Below are 19,750 nucleotides of genomic sequence, written 5' to 3' on the forward strand. Positions count from 1 at the left end.
CAAGGACAGGAATGACGCCACCCGCATCATCGCGCACCAGGAAGGGCAGGACAACCACCCGGCAGGCCGCCCGGGATTTCGGACGGGCTGCCGGCGGCGCGCTCATCTTCTCGCTACCGATGCTGATGACCATGGAATTATGGTCGCTCGGCCTGTCCATGGACCGGTTGCGCCTGCTCGTGCTGTTCTGCACCTCGCTGCCATTGCTGGTCCAACTGTCGCATTATATCGGTTTTGAACATACGGAAGGCTATTGCGACGACATCGCCGATGCCCTGATGGCGATCGGCGTGTCGGCCATCATCTGCGCCGGATTGCTGGTCCTGTTCGGAACGATCACGCGCGACAGCGCCCCGGATGAGATCATCGGCAAAATCACGGTGCAGATGATCCCCGCCGCCATCGGCGCGCTGCTGGCCAAGAGCGAGTTCGCGGCGAAGGATGAGGATGAAGGACCCGATTGCCGGGAGACCTATGGCGGCGAACTGTTCCTGATGGGGGTGGGGGCGCTTTTCCTGGGTTTCAACCTGGCCCCGACGGAAGAGATGGTGCTGATCTCCTACCAGATGACGGAATGGCATGCCCTGCTGCTCGTGCTGCTGTCACTGGCCCTGATGCATGGCTTCGTCTTCGCGGTCGGCTTTGCCGGCGGCTCGACGATATCCGCCGACGAGCCGTGGTGGAGCGCGTTCGTCCGCTTCACCCTGCCCGGCTACGCCATCGCCATGCTGATCAGCCTCTACCTCTTGTGGATTTTCGGACGGGTGGACGGGCTTGACCATGAAAGCGTGGTGATGGCGATGGTGGTTCTGGCCTTTCCGTCGGCAATCGGCGCGGCGGCGGCCAGGTTGATCCTGTGAGGATGGCGGGCATGGACGGGAAGATGGATACGGATGCGCAACAGATGGGCCGGCCGGTCAGCGAATGGGTGTTCAGCGGCATTTCCGGCGTGATGGTGGCCGGCCTGATCCTTTTCCTGGGATACCAGGCCCTGTTCGGGGCGGACACACCCGCCGAACTGGAGGTCACCATAGAGCGGATGCGCACGGTGGATAATGGCACGATGGTCATGGTGGCCCTCGTCAACCGCGGGGATGAGGCGGCGGCGGCCGTCACCGTGAACGCGACCGCCGACGGGCGGACCGGCAATGCCGCTGCCAAGCAGATCGAATTCGACTATATCGCGGCCCATGCCATCCGGCGGGGCGCGTTCCTGTTTCCGCCCGGCACCACGCCGGACATGCTTACGATCGAGATCGGCGGCTACGCCGCCCCCTGACCGGAAATGGGTGGCGCAATGCCCGTCTCCCCCTTCCGGTCCCATCGCAAGATGATACGCACCGGCAATGATGCCGGTGACCGGTCCCGATCACCGGGACAGGGTGTCAGCCATCGACGGGCAGCGGCGCCGCCGGATCGACCAGTCCGCCGGCACGCAGTTCACGCCAGAAATCGGCGGGCACCACCTCCCTCAGCGCGCGACCATCCTCCGCGATGCGCCCGGGGCGGCTGGCACCGGGGATCACGGCGACAACGGCGGGATTGGCCAGGGCGAACTGCAAGCCGGCCGCCTTCATGCTGATGCCATGGCGGTCAGCCAGCGCCCTGATGCGGGCCACCTTCTCCAGGATGACCGGCGGAGCCGGCGCATATTCGAAATGCGGCCCACCGACCAGGGCACCGGAACTGTAGGGGCCGCCGACAACGATGCCCAACCCCCGCTCGGCCACCTTGGGCATCACCCGCTGCAGGGCCCTTCCATGGTCCAGCAGCGTGTAGCGCCCGGCCAGCAGGAACCCGTCGGGCTTCGGTCCTTCAAGGTCCAGCAGCAGTTCGATGGGCTCCACCTTGTTCACACCCAGGCCCCAGGCCTTGATCACCCCCTCGTCGCGCAGACGGTCCAGGGCCCTGAAGGCTCCCTTGCGGGCGCTTTCGAACATGGCCAGCCATTCATCTCCATAGAAATCCTGGGCCACGTCATGAACCCAGACGATGTCGATCCGGTCGGTCTTCAGCCGCTTCAGGCTGTCCTCGATCGACCGCAGGGTGGCATCGGCCGAATAATCGTTGATGACCCTGTTGGGCAGCCCGTCCCTGAACACGCCCCCCTTCTCACCCTGGTCGCGGGCGGCGACATCCTCCACCTCGTCCAGAACCAGGCGCCCCACCTTGGTGGAGATGACGTAATCCTCCCGCCGCCGCCCCGTCAGCGCCCGGCCCATACGGATTTCCGCCAGACCGGCGCCATAGAAGGGGGCGTTGTCGAAATAGCGGATGCCGTCATTCCAGGCGGCATCCACCGTGGCCAGCGCCTCCTCCTCCGGAATGGCGCGGAACATGTTGCCCAATGGTGCCGCACCGAAACCAAGGCGGCCGGGCAGGATATCCTTCAGTGCCATGATCATGTCCTCGACAAGTGGAAGTGCAGGGGGACGGCTCTCAGAGCAGGCCCAGGACCAGTTCCGCCGCGGCAGCGGAGGATTGCGGGTTCTGCCCCGTCACCAGGCGCCCGTCCCGGATCGCGTTGGACGCCCAGTCGGCGGCGGGATGGTGGATGGCGCCCAGTTCCGTTAGCCGGCTTTCCAGCAGGAACGGCACCTTCGACACGCCGTCCACGGCCCGTTCCTCCGCATCGGTGAACCCGGCAATGTTGCGGCCGGCGATGAAGGGAGAGCCGTCGGGGCGACGCATCCCGGCGAAGACGGCGGGGGCGTGGCACAGCGCCGCGATCACCCGGCCCGTCGCGTCGAACCGGAACAGCAGATCGTGCAGCTTCTTGTTATACGGCATGTCGAACACCGTGCCATGGCCGCCCGGCAGATAGACGACATCATATGCGCCGGCGTCCAGCGTGTCGAAGGCCGGCGTATCGGCCAGAAGTGCCGCCGGTTCCTTCCAGGCGTCGGCCTGTTCGGGCGTCGGCGCGCTTTTCGGATCGACCGGGACCCGGCCACCGGCGACGGAGGCGACGGTCACCTTGTGGCCGGCGCGGGTGAAGGCCAGATAGGGAACGGCATGTTCCTCCAGCCACAGGCCGGTCGGCTCCCCGTTCAGCATGTGGCCGTGATTGGTCAGGATGAAAAGAATGTTGGACATTGGTTCGGCTCCTTGGCTTTGCATGGTCCGATCATGTCTCCCCCTGACTTATTTTGGAAATTTATCTTTCCTATTCAAGATATTCAGATGACAATATAACTCATGCGCTACGACCTCAACCTGCTGCCGACCTTCATCGCCCTGATGGAAGAACGCAACGTGACCCGTGCCGCGGAAAGGCTGGGCATCACACAGCCCGCCCTGTCCAATGCCCTGACCCGGCTGCGCGCCATGCTGCACGACCCGTTATTCATCCGCGAACGCTATGGCATGCAGCCCACGGAAAAGGCGCTGGAACTGGCGCCCGTGATCGCGGCGGCTCTGGCCAGACTGGATGATGTCATCCTGGGACAACAGGAATTCGCCCCGGCACGGGCGGAAAGGCTGTTCACGCTGGCCCCGAACAGCTTTGTGGAATTCGTTCTGATGCCGGCCGTCGTGGCACGGCTGCGCGATCTCGCACCGGGCATCAGGCTGCGCATGGTGCCGTTCGGCACGGACCTGGCGGAAACGGGGGTGGTATCGGGCGGCACGGCCATGGTGCTGGGCCGCATCGTCGATCCCCCTGACAATCTGGTGGTGCAGCACATCATGGATGACGGGTTCGCCTGTATCGTGCGGGCTGGCCATCCGGAGATCGGCGACAGCATGACACGCGCGCAGTATGAGGCGTTGAAGCATGTCAACATGCTGCCGCCGGGCCGGTTGCGCGCGGGCCTGTTCCAGGCACTGCACAAGCAATCCCTGCGGCGCGACGTGGCCGTGTCGGTCACGCACTTCCTGGCCGTGCCGGAACTGGTCGCGGTGACCGACTATTGTTCCACCCTGCCGCGCCTGATCTGCCGACATCTGGCCCGCGACCCGCGGTTGAAGATCGTCCCCGCCCCCGTCGATCTCGGTACCTTCCCCGTGGAGATGGCGTGGCATGTCCGCTACCGGCACGACGCGGCCCACCGTTGGTTGCGGTCCCTGATCACCGATGTCGCGCGGACAATCCAGGCAGTGGGCGGGGCTGCATGACAGGGCCGCCCTCAGCAGCCCAGCAGATGCCACCCCGCGGAACCGGCCGCTTTATCGGAACCGGGCCGACTTATCCCCGAAGGCGGGCAGCTGGAACCGGGGCTGGGCCGGCTCCTCCTGAAAGCGGATCGGCACGCCGATATGGCGATAGCCGTCCTTGTCGGTCAGCACCATGCCGCGTTCGGCCACGAACGGATCGTCGAATGCATCCTTCAGGCTGCGCACCGGCGCCCAGCAGCAATCAACCCCGCGCAAAAAATCCTGCCATTCGGCCAAGGTCCGGGTGGGGAAGGTTTCCTTGAAGAAAGCGCGCAGCGGTTCCTGCTCGGGTCCCGGCTGCTGCTTGGCAAACGGCAACAGGTCCGGACGGTCCAGGGCAGTCAGCAGGTTTTCCGCAAACTTGATCTCCGACCCGCCCAGCACGATGAAACGGCCATCAGCCGTTTCATAGATATGGTACATGGCGGAGCCGCCGAAGCTGCGCATCTCCTTTACCGGCGGGTGGCGGTCTTCCGCGAAGACCGGGCCGGTGACATTGGGGGTCCAGGCCAGGGCGGCATCGAACATGGACAGGTCGATATAATCCCCCTGCCCCGTCTGTCCCCGGCGCAGCAGCGCCATCAGCACCGCCGACAACGCCATCAGGCTGGCGGCCATGTCGGCAACCGGCATATTGGGGCTGGCGGGCTTATTGTCGGTCAGGCCCCGGTTCAAGTCCACCAGACCGGCCAGCGCCTGCACCGTCATGTCATGGGCAGGCTTTTGCGCATAGGCCCCCTCCTGCCCGAAGGCGGAGATGGAGCAATAGACAACCCCCGGATTGACGGCGCGGATCGCGGCATAATCCACGCCCAGCCGCTTCACCACGCCGGGACGGAACGCCTCCACCACCACGTCGGCGGAGGCGGCCAGTTCCATGAAAAGGGCGTGATCCGCCGCATCCTTCAGGTTCAGCGTCACCGACCGCTTGCCGCGCCCGATATTGCGGAACCAGACGGTGGTGCCATCGGCCGTCTTCTGCCCGATGGCGCGGGTCGGCTCCCCCTGGCCGTTGGCGGGTTCCACCATGATGACGTCGGCGCCATGGTCGGCCATCATCATGGTCATGTGCGGACCGGGCAGGAAGGCCGACAGGTCCAGTACCTTGATCCCTTCCAGCTTCATCACGCACCCTCCCCCAGCTTGGGCGCGCGCACGCCCTTGGGCCGCTGCCCGTTGATACGGATGGGCGAAGACAGAAGCCGCAAGCCCCCCCCGTCGGCATCCGGATGATCGACAGTTTCCACCATCCCCACCTCGGCCACGAAAGGATTATCCAGCGCCTGATCCAGCGTTGTAATGGGGGCGAACGGCACATGCCCGCCCAGCAGCGCCAGCCATTCCGCCGTCGTCCGCTCCGACAGAACCGCGTCCAGCGTGTCGGACAGCAATTGCCGATTTACGCGGCGGGCGGGAATGTCCTTGAATTCCGGCCGTTCCAGCAGGTCTGGTCGTTCTGCCCGGCGGCAAAATTCTTCCCAGAATTTCGGCGTCTGGCACATCAGCATCGCCCAGCCATCCTTGGTCTTGAAAGACTGGCTGGGGGCAATGGAAGGATGGGCACCGCGCGGCAGGCGCGTGATCTGATCGCCGGCATTCAGATACCAGGTGGCGGGGTAGGAGAGCTGGTGCAAGGCCGTGTCGAACAGCGACACATCCACATCACAGCCCACCCCCGACGCCTTGGCACCCAGAATGGCCGATACGGTGCCGAATGCCATCATGGTGCCGGTCATGAAATCGACCATGGAGACGCCCAGCCGGGTCGGCGGTGCATCCGGTTCCCCGGAAAGGGCCATGAAACCGGCTTCCGCCTGCATCAGATAATCATAGCCGGGCCAGGCCTGCCGGCTGTTGCCCCGCCCATAGGCCGACAGATGGGCGCAGACCAGACGCGGGTTGATCGCCTTCACCGCCTCATAGGTCAGGCCCAGCTTGGCCGGCTGGTCACCGCGCAGATTGTTGATCAGCGCATCGGCCCCTTCCAGCAGTTGGTTGAAGGCCGCCCGCCCTTCCGGGCTTTTCAGGTCAATATTGGCCGATTGCTTGCCCTTGGAGAAGGTCTGGAAGAACTGGCTGTCCTGGTCGCCCAGGAAATGCGGCCCCGTGGAACGGGAGACATCCCCCCCCGTGGCGGCATTCTCCACCTTGATCACCGTGGCGCCCAGATCGGCCAGCAGCATGCTGCCATAGGGCCCGGCGCCATACTGCTCCACCGCAATAACGCGGATGCCGGAAAGGGGTCGGGTCATGGACAATCCTTCTCAAGGCGGGCGCGATGCTCCCATTCTCCCACCGTCACCCCGGCGAAGACCGGGATCCAGGGTCACAGGCGTCTCGCTTTACGAACTGGACCCCGGCCTTCGCCGGGGTGACGGTGTTAAAGGAGGGGGAAAAATCCCACCCCTTATACCCTGTGCCTTTGATCTCGACGCCATCGAGATCAAAGGCTTCGGCGGCACGAGCCGCCGCTGCGCCGGTCGGCGCGGATACCAAGGGGCATTGTCCATGCCCCTTGGTATTACACCGGATTGCGCGCAATCATCTGCTTGGCGATGATGATACGCTGCATCTCGTTGGTGCCTTCGCCGATGCACATCAGGGGCGCGTCGCGATACAGGCGCTCAATCGGATATTCCTTGGAATAGCCGTAACCGCCAAAGATGCGCATCGCTTCCAAGGTCACTTCCACGCCCGTCTCAGACGCGAAATACTTGGCCATGCCGGCTTCCATATCGCAGCGGTCGCCACGGTCATAGGCAGCAGCGGCATCCTGGACCAGCAGTTCGGCAGCGCGGACCTTGGTGGCCATCTCACCCAGCTTCAACTGGATGGCCTGATGCTCCCCGATCGGCTTGCCGAAAGTCTTGCGCGTCTGGGCATAGGCCACGCTTTCCTTCAACGCACGACGGGCAATGCCAACGGCGCGCGACGCGACATTGATGCGGCCCAGTTCCAGGCCGCCGACGGCCATCAGGAAGCCCTTGCCCTCAATCCCGCCCACCAGATGGCGTTCGGCATCCAGCTCGTAATCCTCGAAGATCAGCTCGGCACTGTCGATGCCCTTATAGCCCAGCTTCTCCAGCTTCTTGCCGGTGCGGAAGCCTTCATAGCGCTTGCCATTGTCCGGGTCGATCTTGGGCGCGATCATCATGGACATGCCGCGATGGCGCGGCTGGGCATCTGGGTCTGTCTTGACCAGCAGCGCCACGGCCCCACCCTCGATCCCGTTGGAAATCCAGGTCTTGGTGCCGTTGATGACATAGGTGCCGCGATCGGTGCGGGTGGCGCGGGTGCGGATGGCCTGCAGGTCGGTGCCGGCATCGGCTTCCGTCAGGCCCAGACCGCCCCGGATTTCACCGGCGCAGAATTTCGGCAGCCAATATTCCTTCTGGGCCTCGGTGCCGAACTTCTCCACCACCGTCGCCATCATGATATGGCTGTTGAAGATGCCGGTCAGCGACATCCAGGTTTCAGAGATCAGGGCCACGATGCGGGTATATGTCGATGCCGGCAGCCCCAGCCCGCCATATTCCGGGCTGATGGTGGCACCGAACAGGCCCAGTTCCTTCATCTGCTCGACCAGCTGGATCGGGTAGATGTCGTCATGTTCCAGCTTTTCCGCCACGGGGCGGACTTCGCGGGCCAGCCAGCGCTCGACGCTGTCCAGGATGGCGGCTTCATCATCGGGATGGATGCCGGGATGGGGCGTGGTCATGGTTCTAATCCCCTTGCTGGATCAGTAATTTTCAACCCGGTCTTCCACGGCGTGGCCGCGGAACGGGATCAGCATGTTGCGCTTGAACGAGCAGACGGTAACGCCGTTCTGGTTCTTGCCAATGGTGCGGATGGTGACGATGCCCTGGTTGGGCCGCTTTTCCGACGCGCGCTTGGCCAGCACTTCGCTTTCGCCATACAGCGTGTCGCCGGCAAAGACAGGGGCGGTGAACTTCACCTCATCCATGCCCAGATTGGCAATCGCCTTCTGGGACACGTCCGTCACGCTCATGCCGATCAGCAGCGCCAGCGTATAGGGGCTGACCACCAGATTCTGCTTGAACTCGGATGCCTTGGCGAACTCCGCATCGAAATGCATCGGGTGCGTGTTCAGCGTCAGCAGCGTGAACAGGTGGTTGTCATATTCGGTGACGGTCTTGGCCGGGCGATGCTCATAGATGTCGCCGACATTGAAATCTTCGAAATAGCGGCCGAACGTCTCGCGATAGCGGTTCGGGCCGACTTCCTTCCAGTTCTGCACCATTTTCTCTTCCATCCCTTCATCAACCCGCTGCAACGCCCAGCACGCGCCGGGCCGCCCGCACCACGGGAATTTCGATCAGTTTTCCATCCAGCAGGGCGACCCCCCCACCGGCTTGCTCAAAGGCTTCCAGCACGCGACGGGCGCGGGCGATCTCCGCCTCCGTCGGCGTGAAAACAGTGTTCACCGCATCGACCTGCGCCGGGTGGATGCAGGCGCGGCCCGTGAAGCCCAAGGCCTTGGCCCGGAGTGTACCAGCCCGCAAACCATCGGCGTCCGCCACATCGATATGCGGCACGTCGAAAAGCCCGACACCGCCCTCGGCAGCGGCAGCCACAAGCGTGGCACGTGCATGCAGCAGCGGTTCCCAATCCAGGGTGCAGCCCAGTTCCGCCGACAGATCGACAGCACCGAACAGCAGGGCACGAACGCGGCGGGCCGTGGCGATGGCGGCGGCATTGCGCAGGCCGGCCGCCGTTTCGATCAGCGGAACCAGCGTGATGTCACGGTCGCCGATCACCTCATCCAGCAACGCCAGATCGGCAGCGTCGGTCAGCTTGGGGAGCATCAGTGTGGCGGGCGCCACGGAACTGTCCAGCACGGCCAGCAGATCGGCCAGGCCCACCTTGCTGCGGACCGGATTGATACGCAGCCAAAGGCCGGACGGCGCGCCCTGTTCGGCGATGAAGGCGATGGCCGCCGCACGCGCCGCCGCCTTGCCTTCGGGCGCCACCGAATCCTCAAGATCGATACAGACGATGTCGGCGCCGGCCGCCAACGCCTTGCCGAACCGTTCCGGACGCGATCCCGGCACAAACAACAACGACCGCTCCGCCATGCTCATCCCCACCTCTATTTGTCCGGACATAATAGGGCAAAAAGTCCCCCGGTCAAGAGCCCTGCATCTCGGCAGAGGGATCAGGAAGGGGGCCGGGCGCCCCCACCTCTTCCCCGTCACCGGTCACCCAGCACCTCGTCGAAGAAACCCACCGTCGCCTGCAGCGCCTTCAGATGGGTGTCGCGGGTTGCCTCCGGCGTGGCCGACATCCAGCCATGATTGGCGCCGGGATATTCGATCAGCCGACCGTCAACCCCGGCATCCTTCAGCTTCTTCAGCATCACCTGCGCCTGGATCAGGGGGACGGCCTGATCCACCTCGCCATGCAGCAACAGGATGGGTGGGGTCTGGGCGTCCACATAGTTGATCGGGCTGACAGCGTGGATTTCCTCCACGCAATCCCCGGCATCCTTGCAGCCCAGGAAATCATAGATCGGCTTGAAATCCTCTGGCGGGCGGGGCCGGTCGGTCACGGTGAAATCATAGATGCCATACCAGGGCACGGCGGCCTGCACGCAGTCGCCCTTCTCCAACGGCACGCTCCGGTCGCAATCCACGGCGGCCATGGCCGCCAGATGGCCGCCGGCGCTGTCACCGAACACGCCGACGCGGGCGGGATCGATGCCATACTGTCCGGCATTGTCACGCAGCCAGCGGATAGCCGCATCCACGTCCTGCGCCTGGGCGGGATAGGGTGCCTCGGCCTTCAGCCGGTAATTGACGGCGGCGACCACATAGCCCCGCGCGGCAAGATCAGCCAGAACGGCGGGAAAGTTGGCAAAGGCGGCCAGCCCGCGCGAATTGCCCAGGGCCCAACCGCCGCCATGGACATAGACGATCAGCGGCCGGTCGCTGGTGCCAGGCTTGAAATAGACATCCAGCTTCAACGGCCGGTAACCGACGATGGTCGAATAGGTCAGGTCCGGCACGGCGACAACGCCGTCGGGATAGCCGACCCGCACCTTTGGCAGCCTGTCGGCCTGGCTCCAGCCGCTGCCAACCTCCGCCGTGATCGGCCGTTCGGCGAAAGCCTGCGGGACAACGATAGACATCGCAAGCCAGAGGGTCGTGGCCAGGAAGGATTTGCGCATGGGGCATGGCCTTTTTGATGAGGGGAAAGGGGTCGGTAAGGCCACCTCCTCGGAAGCCCCCCACCCCTGTGCCCATCATTCCGCCGGATGCCGGCCCCCGTCCCCGTGGACCGGCATCCATGCCCGCCTGACGGATAAAACCGGATATCCGCCTCAACCCGCCGTGGCGGGCACGGCGTCGGCGAAGGCCTTTGCGATATTGGCCCGGCTGGTCACCCAGACATCCGGGCGGCGCTTCACATGATCCAGGAAGGTCTGGAACGCACCGATGCGGCCAGGGCGGCCGATGATGCGCAGATGCAGACCCAGGCTCATCATCCGCGCGCCCTCGGTCTGGGCCTCACGATACAGCCAGTCGAAACTGTCGATGGCATATTGCGCCCAGTCGCGCGGGGTCAGGGATGGGGACAGCCAGAACTTCATATCGTTGCTGTCGATGGCATAGGGCATGATGACCATGGGCTTGGTCGTGCCATCGCTCATCGGGACATGATCCCAGAACGGGAAATCGTCGGAATAATCATCCATGTGATAGGAATAGCCCTCTTCCGCCAGCAGGCGGCGGGTGGCTTCCGTGTGCAGATAGCGGGACAGCCAGCCCTGGGGCCGGGTGCCGGTGGTCTTCTCGATGGACTGCCAGCCGTCACGGATGAACTGCCGCTCCCGGTCTTCCTTCATCCAGAACTGGTGCGTCCAGCGGTGGCCGTGGCAGCAGATCTCGTGCCCCTGTTCCACGATCTCCGCCGCCAGATGCGGCGCCCGCTCCAGCGCCACGGCGGCTGCGGTGAAGGTGGCTTCCACGCCATATTCCTTCAGCAGCCGCATCACACGCGGGGCACCGGCCTTGATGCCATACTGGTAATTGCTTTCATTGCCATGCATGCGAATGGGCTTGGCGACATGGACGGAAAGCTCGTCCACCGGCTCCGGCCCCTTATCGCCGTCGCGGATATTCTGCTCGGCCCCTTCTTCCACATTCACGACGATGGAAAGGGCCAGTTTCGCCCCGTTGGGCCAGGTGAAATCGGCGGGTGCGGGCATGGGTGACCTCAATGGTGCAAGGGTGCAATCAGAGTCTTGAGTTCTAATAGAATTGGACGCGACCCTGACTAGCGTCACCCCGGCGCAGGCCGGGGTGACGGTAGGGGTGATCCAACCTAAATCTGACAACTCAAACCCTATCCGGGGAAAGCAGGTTATACGTGACGCTCAAGCTGCAATCTGGCGGATACAGCCCAAGGGTGCCTCAATGCGGCTCTTCCCCGCCCGACACATTCATGCTTTCCGCCGTGATATAGCGGGCATCGTCAGAGCAGAGGAAGGCCACCGCACCGGCGGTATCTTCCGGCAAGCCGGGCCGGCCCATGGGGATGCGGCCCTTCATGCTTTCCAGATAGGTATCCAGCGACAGGCCCAGCTTCTGGCTGAAATATTCATTCTGCCAGGCGCCCAGTCCCGTCGTCACATGGTTGGGGCAGACATTGTTGACCGTGATCTGATGGCGCCCCAGCTCAATCGCCGTGGAACGCACCAGACCGACCAGCCCATGCTTGGAGGAACAATAGCCGGCCGCGAACGGAAAGCCCGACTTGGCCGCCTGGCTGGCGATATTGATGATGCGCCCGCCCTTGGCTGCCGGGACCATGATTTCCGCCGCCGCCTTGATGCCGTTGAAGCACCCGGTCAGGTTCACATCAATCACCGCCTGCCATTCGCTGGCTTCCAGTTCCAACAGCGGCTTCATGATATAGCCGATGCCGGCATTATTGACCCAGATATCCAGGCCGCCCAGCGTCTCCACCGCGAAGGCCGCCATGGCCCGCATGGAGGCAAGGTCGCGCACGTCACAGGTGAAGGTCTCCACCCGCGATCCGGTATCAGCGGCGATCTCTGCCGCCAGGGCCTGCATCTCCGACAGGCCGCCGATCATGCTGTCCGGCGTGGCCGCATCTGCGGACCGGCCGATATCCGACAGCACGACGGATGCCCCCTCAGCCGCCAGCCGGCGGGCAATGGCCTCGCCCAGCCCCTTGCGGCGGCCGGACCCGGTGACGACCGCGACCTTGCCGGCGAAACGCTTGGTGTTGCCCATGTCGCGCGCTCCTCAGCCCAGCTTGTCGGTCAGGATGAAGGTGACATCGGCCATGCCCTGAAACTGGGCAGAGATTTGCTGCATGGCTTCCGCCGCGATATCCTTGCCGAACTGGTCCATGTCGGCCACATCGATGATCTCGACATACTGGTAGGGCGGGGCCGCATCACTGCCCAGCAGGGCCAGCGACTTGAAGACCGTGAATTCCTGGATGGAAGCCAGGCCATTGACGGTGGGAAGATCGACGCTGCGCGCCCATTCCTCGTAAGCGGCCTGATCGATGCCGGGCTTCAGGTTGAACAGGGCGATGATGCGCGTTGCCATAAGTTTCCTCCGCCTGTCGAAGAATGATGGATAATGTGCTTGCGTAGAATGGATGATATATCATTATACCAATTACAAGCGGTTTGTCGCGCTCAATCGAAGGACCCCAACGCATGAACAAGCGCATCGTCCTGGCCCGTCCCGTGGGGACGTCGCCTGTGATCGAGGATTTCCGGCTGGAAGAGGTTGCCCGCCCCAGCCCCGGCCCCGACCAGGTCCTGATCAAGGTCGATCACGTCTCGCTTGATCCCTATATCGCCAGCGCCCTGCGGGGCCGTCACATGTCCGGTGCGGTTGCGGTGGAAGCGGTGGTGCCGGGTGAATCGGTGGGCACCGTGGTGGAAAGCAGGCATGCCAGCCTCGTCCCCGGTGACCGGGTGCTGTGCCGTGCCGGCTGGCAGGAATATGTGGTGGCCGATGTGCCGGCCGCCGGCGTGCCGCAGGGCCCGCTCAGCCTGGCGGCCCAGAAGATCGACCTGCTGGACGGCGTTCCTGCCACCGCGCTGCTGGGTGTGCTGGGCATGCCCGGCCTGACGGCCTGGGCCGGCACGGTGCGCGTGCTGAAGCCCATCCCCGGTGACACGTTCGTCGTTTCCGCCGCCACCGGCCCGGTCGGTGCCACAGCGGGGCAGTTGGCCAAGCGCATGGGTGCCCGCGTCGTCGGCATTGCCGGCGGCCCGCAGAAATGCGCCTTCGCCAAGGAGACGCTGGGCTTTGATGAGTGCATCGATCACCGCGATCCGGACTGGGCCGCCAATCTGGCCAAGGCCTGCCCGAACGGGATCGACTGCTATTATGACGGTGTGGGCGGCCGCATCCTGGAAGGCGTGATGGCCCATCTGGCCATGGGCGCGCGCATCGTGCTGGTTGGCATGATGGAACAGTACAAGGCCGCCACCCCCCTGCCCGGCCCCAACCTGGTGCCGATCATCAAGTTCCGCGCCCATATGGAAGGGCTGGTGGTTTACGATTACTGGCATGAGATCGACACGTTCCGGCGCCGCGTCGCCCCGCTGGTCCGTGACGGCCAGATCATCGTGCGGGAGGAGCCGGTGAACGGTCTTGCCGCCGCACCGGAAGCCCTGGTGCGCCTGATGGCCGGCGGCAATTTCGGCAAGATGGTCCTCAATCCGTGAGCGAGAAGATGAGCAACATCCCCCCCGTCGTGCCCCGCCTGGAAAGCCCCACCTTCCTGGTTCTGGCCTATGATATCGCCGACACCGCCCAGGCATTGAAGCTGCGGGACGATTTCATGGAAGGCCATCTGTCCCACACGGAAGCCAACTGGACCCGCTATGTCAGCGCCGGGCCGATGCGCACCGACGACGGCCAGGGCTTTGTCGGGTCCATGTTCCTGGTCCGGGCCAAGGACAAGGCCGATGCGGAAGCCCTGATGAATGGCGATCCCTATTTCCGTTCCGGCCTTTATGGCCGGGTGGAGATCGTGCCCGCCGTCGTCGCCATCGGCACGGCCATCGGCGGCCGCATCTGGACCGATGCCGCCCGGTTGAAATCGGTACAGCCCGCCGGGACCGCATCCCGCTGAGGTCGACCCGTCACATCGGGCGAAACAGGGGCCGGGGTCCGCCTTTTGCGCGGGCCCCGGCCCCTTGCGTTACAGCCCCAGGCCGGGACGGCGTGCTTCTTCCGTCAAGATCTCGATCAGGCTGGTCTCGAAGGTGGAAGGCGCGGCACGGCGGCGGCGCATGACGATCAGCGGTGTGGTCCAGGCCCCTTCCGCCAGGTCCCGGCCCATCAACCCCGTTGCACCCACCACCATGGATCGGGGCAGGAAGGCCAGCAGGTCCGTCCCCGCCAGGATGGACAGGCCGAACAGGATGGATGATGAGGTGATACGCGGCTTGATGGGTGCCACGCCCTTTTCCTCGAAATAACGGTCGATGCGGGCGTCCAGCCCGTCCGGCATCGGACCATAGATCCAGTCACCACCCGTCAGGTCCGCCAGCCCTTCTGCCCTGGACAGCAACGGGTGGTCCTGCCGGCCGGCCACGACCCAGCGTTCATGGCCCAGCACCGTGGTTGCAATCTGCGGATCACTGGCCGAAGCGCTGGTCGTCAGGGCAAGGTCGATGTCTCCGGCCAGCAGCATGCGCATGAAGGTCGGCTCCACCCCCGCTTCCACCCGCAGGTGCAGGCGCGGAAACAGCCGCTGCAGGCGCGGAATGGCATGCCGCCCGATGCCAGCCGCCGCCGCGGGGCTGACACCCAGCGCCAGTTGGGTGCTGCTGCGCCCCAGCGCCACATCCAGGTCCCGGCGGAACTGCCCCATCTCTCCCAGGATCGAGCGTGCGCGGATCAGCAGCGCATCCCCCATGCGCGTCAGCCGCACGCCCTTGGGCGTGCGTTCCAGCAGCATGACGCCCAGTTCGTCCTCCAGCCGGGCCAGGCTTTTGGAAAGGGCCTGCTGGCTCAACCCCTTCTGGCGGGCGGCCAGTGTCAGGCTGCCGGTATCGACGACCGCCAGGAAATATTCCAGATCACGCAGTTCCATGGGTCCGTTTCCATTGGCCGGCCCCGGCGGGGCCGGCCCCGGGGGTCAGAACGGCTTCACCGTGCCCAGGAAGGCCATGGTGATGATGCCACCCCAATAGACGTAAGCCAGCTTGCGGCCAAAGGCGAGCGCGCTATCCAGCTTGGCTTCCAGGTCGGGGGAACCGCCCTGGGCTTCCAACCGGTTGAAGATGACGATCCAGTCCCGCATGATATAGCGCAGCAGCAGCCCGATGATCAGCAGGCCGGAAAAAATGGTCGCCTTGGCCGCGTACCAGCCCGCCACGAACGGCCCGCCCGTGACTAGGCTGTAGACACCCACGCAGAACAGCGCGGGGATCACGACATAGCGGATGGCCTCGTCCGTCTTGGTCAGCAGCATATAGACGGGCGACTTGCGCTTGAAGAATGCCGTCAGCACAAGCGCGACCCAGGCCGCAGTGAAAATCCACATGCCAACCAGCCAGCCGCCGCCCAACGGCTGTACGCCCATGTTGTGGCCCAGATGCAGACCCAGCGGCAACAGCAGCACGATCCCCGTGCGCGGCAGCACGTCGATGCGGTAGGCGGTTTCCATATGCCGCTTGCGTTCGGCCAGCGACAGCGCCGGATTGGTCAACGCACGCGAAGCGTTGAACACGCCCCATTCCCCGCCCAGCCAATAGGCCATGGCGATGATGTGCGCCCAGCGCAGCATCAGATGCTCATCCAGATACATGCCCAGAAATTCCATAACCCCTTCCCCTTGTCTGTCCTGGTGCCGGCCGGAACCATCCGGCCCAGCCCGCCGCACAATGACGGGAAGCGGAAAGACAATCATTGACACAGGTCAATATGTCCGGACAAATAACAGGGTTATGGCTGGAACAGGGACCACACACACAAATATGATTTGTGCTGAATGACAACTGGGTGTGGGACACGCTGGCGAGACCGGCCCTAAGCTTCCTGTCGAAACGGCAATGTCGCCTGTTCCAAGAATGGTGGAGGTTGATCATGGATGGCTCTGGCAAGCCCGTGGATGATCGCGAGGGGGCGTTGGTGGCGGCCTATGATGGCCCTCCCGACTACCGCGTCGTCGGCCGGCACGGCATCTTCCCGGAAATGACGCATGACGAGATCGAGCGGTTCAATTTCCTGGCCCATATGAACCGCCATCTGGCCGGCCGCGTGATGCCGGCCGTGAAGGCGGCGTTCGAGGCGCGGATCGCGCCCGGCCGGGATTTCAAGAACCGCCACGACGTGCGCCGCGCCCTGGTCCAGGACCCGTACTGGCAGGTCTGGTCGGCGCTTCGCCGCAACACCATGGAAATGCGCCAGCAGGCCGGCCGATGGGTGGCACTGCGTCAGCGCGAGGAACTGGCCGCACGCGCCGCCGCCCTGACCGATGGTGATCCGCGCCTGCAACTGGACCCGTCGCTGGAACTGCCGCGCTATGTGGCTGCCATCGACCATCATTGCATGCCGGGCAGCTACCACACCGAATATGGGCCCGGCGACGTGGCCAATGCCGCCAATTACGACAGCGGCCTGTTCGCCACCACCGGCGGCATGCTGGGGCAATGGTCTGATGGCGGCGGTCAGGCCGTAGCCCGCTGGGTGGCACGCAACCTGCCGGACTTCAAGCCCAAGCGCATCCTGGATATGGGCTGCGGGCTTGGCCACAACGTGCTGCCCCTGGCCCAGGCCTTCCCCGAAGCCGAGGTGATCGGCGTCGATGTCGGCGCGCCCATGCTCCGCTATGGTCTGGCCCGTGCCAAAAGCCTGGGCGTGGAGAATGTGCGTTTCGTGCAGGCCAATGTCGAGAACCTGCCGCAGTTCGCCGATGGCAGCTTCGACTGGGTGCAGACGACCATGTTCCTGCACGAAACCAGCTATGGTTCCATGCAGCGCATCTTCAACGAGACGCATCGGCTGCTGGCGCCGGGCGGCATCGTGCTGCATGTCGAACAGCCGCAATATTCCCCGGAAATGCCGCTGTTCGAACAGGCGATGCGTGACTGGGACGCCTTCTATAATGCCGAGCCGTTCTGGACCAAGATGCACGAGGCGGACCTGAATGCCTGGATAGTGCAGGCCGGCTTTGCCAAGGAAAACCTGATCCATGGCGGCGTGACGGCCGTGGTGGACAAGTCCGTCTTCCCCGATGCCGCCGATGACAATGGCGAGGATTATGGCCGCAAGGCCGCATGGCACGTCGTGGGTGCCCGCAAGGAGGTTGCGTGATGTCGATCCAACAGGCCCTGGCCGGCGCATCGGCCAAACCCACGGGCAAGCGCCCGCAATTCCTGGACAATTGGGAGGCCGAACGCGCCATGGCCATCGCCATGACGCTGGCCGGCGAACTGGCGGTCACCCGCCAGCGGCTGGACACGCTGGAACGGCTTCTGGCGGCGAAGGGCATCGTGACCGGGGAGGAGATCGACACCTTCGTTCCCTCCAAGGCGCAGGCGGCGGAGCGCGGCCTTTGGAACCAGGAATTCATCGCCCGCGTGCTGCGTGTCGTGCAGCAGGAGGCCGAAGCCCTGTCCGTCAGGGATGAGACCAGCGAAGCCATCGGCGAGGAACTGGCGCAGTAAAGGCCGGATATGGATGCTATCGGCCATCACCCATGGCCGGTGGCTTCCATATTTCGGCCCATACCTTTCCGGCATGGTGATTGCCCCCACTCTATCTTGGACGCATGGCATCCGGCGCGCCTACTATTCCGGCCCCAATCTTCTGGCTGTCCGGGCACCTCATGACAAACAGCGACGCGCCAGGCCATCCGGCCAACGGCATCACCGATTACGCCGACTGGATCGGACGCACTGAACGGCAGACCGACATCGCCACGGAAGCCCCCTTGCGGGGGCTGGAGGCGTTGCTGGACCATGAAGGGGCACCGGCAGACACATTGCCGCCTCTGGGCCATTGGCTCTATTTCCTACCCTCTGTGGCCCAGGCCGGCATCGGGGAGGACGGGCACCCGCGAAAGGGCGGCTTCCTGCCGCCTGTGCCATTGCCGCGCCGCATGTGGGCCGGCGGCCGCCTGCGCTTCCAGGCGCCCATCCCGCTGGGCGCGATGCTGGAACGGGTATCCACGATCCTGTCGGTGACGACCAAGCAGGGCAAGGAAGGCCCCCTGGTCTTCGTGACGGTGCAGCATGAGGTAAGCGCCGATGGCCGGTCGGCCGTCTCCGAAGAACATGACATCGTCTATCGCGTGGCCGCCGACCCCTCCGCCGGTCCGGCGCCGGTGCGCCGCCTGCCGGCGGCACAGACACCGGATGCCAAACGGCGCCTGACGGCCGATCCGGTACGGCTGTTCCGTTTTTCCGCCCTGACCTTCAACGGCCATCGCATCCATTACGACCGCGACTATGCCCGCGATGTCGAAGCCTATCCGGGTCTCGTGGTCCATGGACCCTATCAGGCCGTGCTGCTGATCGACCATTTCCGGCGCAGCGTGCCCGGTGCCACGGTGGCGCGGTTCGATTTCCGGGGCCGGGCCCCATTGTTCGATACCGATCCGTTCGAGCTTTGCCTGACCCGGCCGGCGGCGGGCCCCTGCCTGCTATGGACGGCGGACATGCAAGGCGGCGTCGCCATGCAGGCCGAGCTGGAGGTGGCATGATGCGGGCCGCGAACTGGCGTTCCCTGCTGTTCGTGCCCGGCGACGCACCGGCCAAGCTGGCCAGGGCGGCGACACGCGGCGCCGACGCCGTGATCATCGATCTGGAGGACGGGGTGCCGCCGGGGGGCAAGGAAATGGCGCGGGCCGGGCTTGCCCGCCACGTCCCGGCCCTGGCCGCCCAGGACGTGGCCGTGCTGGTCCGCATCAACGCCGCTTGGCGGGCAGCGGTGCCGGACCTCGCCGCCGCCATCCTGCCCGGTGTGGCCGCCGTGATGGTGCCCAAGGCGGAAGATGTGGCCCGGCTTTCGGTCCTGGCCGACATGCTGGCGGAAGGGGAGGCCGATGCCGGCCTGCCGGTCGGCGGCATCAGTCTGGTGCCGCTTATCGAAACGCCGCTGGGGCTGGCCCGGCTGGCGGAAATCGCCGACGCACCCCGGCTGGCCGGGCTGGCCTTCGGGGGGGAGGATTTCGCCGCCGCCCTGGCCGTGGAACCGACGCCGGAAGTGTTGGAATTGCCATGCCGCCAGGTGGCCCTGGCTGCCGCAGCCCATGACCTGCCGGCCTGGGGCCTGCCCATCTCCCTGGCCGGGTTCCAGGATCTGGAAGCCTATTGCGCGGGCGCGCGGCGGGCACGGGCCATGGGGCTGGCCGGTGCCCTGTGCATCCATCCGGCGCAAATCGCCGTGCTGAACGAGAGTTTCAGGCCCAGTTCAGCCCAGATCGATGCCGCGCGGGCCATCCTGATCCGATGGGAACAGGCCGCCGCCACGGGGCAGGGTGTCACGGCCCTGGACGGCGCCATGATCGACCTGCCCGTTGTGGAACGCGCCCGCCGCATCCTGCTGCGCGCAGGATAGGCACCGGT

The 19,750-nt window shown here is 64.9% G+C and carries 22 protein-coding genes; 9 read left to right on the plus strand and 13 right to left on the minus strand.

Annotation, left to right across the window (positions count from 1 at the left end; translation table 11 throughout):
- The first annotated feature begins 11 nt into the window (after positions 1-11).
- Positions 12-860 (plus strand): TIGR02587 family membrane protein, encoded by an 849-nt coding sequence (locus ACM9LZ_RS19280; protein WP_416621142.1) that lies wholly within the window; start codon positions 12-14, stop codon positions 858-860.
- A gap of 11 nt (positions 861-871) precedes the next feature.
- Positions 872-1,279 carry a hypothetical protein gene (locus tag ACM9LZ_RS19285; RefSeq protein ID WP_416621143.1) on the plus strand — a complete coding sequence of 136 codons (408 nt, stop codon included), beginning with the start codon at positions 872-874 and terminating at the stop codon, positions 1,277-1,279.
- A 106-nt stretch (positions 1,280-1,385) separates the two neighbouring features.
- On the opposite strand, the gene ACM9LZ_RS19290 is transcribed toward ACM9LZ_RS19285, so the two are convergent.
- Together ACM9LZ_RS19290 and ACM9LZ_RS19295 are read right to left on the minus strand one after the other, a co-directional pair.
- Positions 1,386-2,399: an aldo/keto reductase gene (locus ACM9LZ_RS19290; RefSeq protein ID WP_416621144.1), complete on the minus strand. Its 1,014-nt coding sequence runs from the start codon at positions 2,397-2,399 to the stop codon at positions 1,386-1,388.
- A 40-nt stretch (positions 2,400-2,439) separates the two neighbouring features.
- Entirely contained in the window at positions 2,440-3,096 is a 657-nt protein-coding gene (locus tag ACM9LZ_RS19295) for a type 1 glutamine amidotransferase domain-containing protein (protein ID WP_416621145.1), read from the minus strand.
- Between the two features lie 102 nt (positions 3,097-3,198).
- Here ACM9LZ_RS19295 and ACM9LZ_RS19300 point away from each other — a divergent pair, with 102 nt between their 5' ends.
- The gene (locus ACM9LZ_RS19300) at positions 3,199-4,116 is read left to right on the plus strand and encodes a LysR family transcriptional regulator (RefSeq protein WP_416621146.1); all 918 of its coding nucleotides are present in this window, start codon (positions 3,199-3,201) and stop codon (positions 4,114-4,116) included.
- A 51-nt stretch (positions 4,117-4,167) separates the two neighbouring features.
- Here the strand turns inward: ACM9LZ_RS19300 and ACM9LZ_RS19305 are convergent, their stop codons facing one another.
- From ACM9LZ_RS19305 to ACM9LZ_RS19345, 9 genes are all read right to left on the minus strand, one after another.
- Positions 4,168-5,280, minus strand: coding sequence for a CaiB/BaiF CoA transferase family protein (locus ACM9LZ_RS19305; RefSeq protein WP_416621191.1), 1,113 nt, complete (start codon positions 5,278-5,280; stop codon positions 4,168-4,170).
- Complete coding sequence (locus ACM9LZ_RS19310; RefSeq protein WP_416621147.1) at positions 5,280-6,407, minus strand: CaiB/BaiF CoA transferase family protein; 1,128 nt, start codon at positions 6,405-6,407, stop codon at positions 5,280-5,282. The genes ACM9LZ_RS19305 and ACM9LZ_RS19310 overlap by 1 nt, the downstream gene beginning before the upstream one ends.
- A gap of 269 nt (positions 6,408-6,676) precedes the next feature.
- Positions 6,677-7,873, minus strand: coding sequence for an acyl-CoA dehydrogenase family protein (locus ACM9LZ_RS19315; protein WP_416621148.1), 1,197 nt, complete (start codon positions 7,871-7,873; stop codon positions 6,677-6,679).
- Positions 7,874-7,894: 21 nt separating this feature from the next.
- On the minus strand, positions 7,895-8,428 hold the full coding sequence (locus ACM9LZ_RS19320) for a MaoC family dehydratase (RefSeq protein WP_416621149.1): 534 nt from the start codon (positions 8,426-8,428) through the stop codon (positions 7,895-7,897).
- Positions 8,429-8,435: 7 nt separating this feature from the next.
- On the minus strand, positions 8,436-9,251 hold the full coding sequence (locus tag ACM9LZ_RS19325) for an HpcH/HpaI aldolase/citrate lyase family protein (protein WP_416621150.1): 816 nt from the start codon (positions 9,249-9,251) through the stop codon (positions 8,436-8,438).
- A 116-nt stretch (positions 9,252-9,367) separates the two neighbouring features.
- Positions 9,368-10,342, minus strand: coding sequence for an alpha/beta hydrolase fold domain-containing protein (locus tag ACM9LZ_RS19330; RefSeq protein ID WP_416621151.1), 975 nt, complete (start codon positions 10,340-10,342; stop codon positions 9,368-9,370).
- 153 nt (positions 10,343-10,495) lie between these two features.
- Positions 10,496-11,383 carry a polysaccharide deacetylase family protein gene (locus ACM9LZ_RS19335; protein ID WP_416621152.1) on the minus strand — a complete coding sequence of 296 codons (888 nt, stop codon included), beginning with the start codon at positions 11,381-11,383 and terminating at the stop codon, positions 10,496-10,498.
- A gap of 205 nt (positions 11,384-11,588) precedes the next feature.
- Positions 11,589-12,434 carry an SDR family NAD(P)-dependent oxidoreductase gene (locus ACM9LZ_RS19340; RefSeq protein ID WP_416621153.1) on the minus strand — a complete coding sequence of 282 codons (846 nt, stop codon included), beginning with the start codon at positions 12,432-12,434 and terminating at the stop codon, positions 11,589-11,591.
- A 12-nt stretch (positions 12,435-12,446) separates the two neighbouring features.
- Positions 12,447-12,758 (minus strand): hypothetical protein, encoded by a 312-nt coding sequence (locus tag ACM9LZ_RS19345; protein ID WP_416621154.1) that lies wholly within the window; start codon positions 12,756-12,758, stop codon positions 12,447-12,449.
- A gap of 113 nt (positions 12,759-12,871) precedes the next feature.
- Here ACM9LZ_RS19345 and ACM9LZ_RS19350 point away from each other — a divergent pair, with 113 nt between their 5' ends.
- Positions 12,872-13,894 carry an NADP-dependent oxidoreductase gene (locus tag ACM9LZ_RS19350; protein ID WP_416621155.1) on the plus strand — a complete coding sequence of 341 codons (1,023 nt, stop codon included), beginning with the start codon at positions 12,872-12,874 and terminating at the stop codon, positions 13,892-13,894.
- Between the two features lie 8 nt (positions 13,895-13,902).
- Positions 13,903-14,304 (plus strand): YciI family protein, encoded by a 402-nt coding sequence (locus tag ACM9LZ_RS19355; protein WP_416621156.1) that lies wholly within the window; start codon positions 13,903-13,905, stop codon positions 14,302-14,304.
- A gap of 69 nt (positions 14,305-14,373) precedes the next feature.
- Here ACM9LZ_RS19355 and ACM9LZ_RS19360 read toward each other — a convergent pair whose 3' ends face one another.
- Both ACM9LZ_RS19360 and ACM9LZ_RS19365 read right to left on the minus strand, forming a co-directional pair.
- Complete coding sequence (locus ACM9LZ_RS19360) at positions 14,374-15,270, minus strand: LysR family transcriptional regulator (protein ID WP_416621157.1); 897 nt, start codon at positions 15,268-15,270, stop codon at positions 14,374-14,376.
- 45 nt (positions 15,271-15,315) lie between these two features.
- A complete protein-coding gene (locus tag ACM9LZ_RS19365) occupies positions 15,316-16,002 on the minus strand; it encodes a hypothetical protein (protein WP_416621158.1) in 687 nt (228 codons plus the stop codon).
- A gap of 263 nt (positions 16,003-16,265) precedes the next feature.
- On the opposite strand from ACM9LZ_RS19365, the gene ACM9LZ_RS19370 reads away from it, so the two are divergent.
- The 4 genes from ACM9LZ_RS19370 (at position 16,266) to ACM9LZ_RS19385 (ending at position 19,742) form a co-directional block, all read left to right on the plus strand.
- Positions 16,266-17,495, plus strand: a complete 1,230-nt coding sequence (locus ACM9LZ_RS19370; protein WP_416621159.1) for a class I SAM-dependent methyltransferase — start codon at positions 16,266-16,268, stop codon at positions 17,493-17,495.
- Positions 17,495-17,848 (plus strand): hypothetical protein, encoded by a 354-nt coding sequence (locus ACM9LZ_RS19375; RefSeq protein WP_416621160.1) that lies wholly within the window; start codon positions 17,495-17,497, stop codon positions 17,846-17,848. The genes ACM9LZ_RS19370 and ACM9LZ_RS19375 overlap by 1 nt, the downstream gene beginning before the upstream one ends.
- Before the next feature lie 161 nt (positions 17,849-18,009).
- Positions 18,010-18,885, plus strand: a complete 876-nt coding sequence (locus ACM9LZ_RS19380) for an HTD2 family dehydratase (protein ID WP_416621161.1) — start codon at positions 18,010-18,012, stop codon at positions 18,883-18,885.
- Entirely contained in the window at positions 18,882-19,742 is an 861-nt protein-coding gene (locus ACM9LZ_RS19385; RefSeq protein WP_416621162.1) for an HpcH/HpaI aldolase/citrate lyase family protein, read from the plus strand. The genes ACM9LZ_RS19380 and ACM9LZ_RS19385 overlap by 4 nt, the downstream gene beginning before the upstream one ends.
- The last annotated feature ends 8 nt before the right edge of the window (positions 19,743-19,750 follow it).

Source organism: Niveispirillum fermenti (genome assembly GCF_048066175.1).
In the GTDB taxonomy this organism is placed as follows: Bacteria; Pseudomonadota; Alphaproteobacteria; order Azospirillales; family Azospirillaceae; genus Niveispirillum; species Niveispirillum fermenti.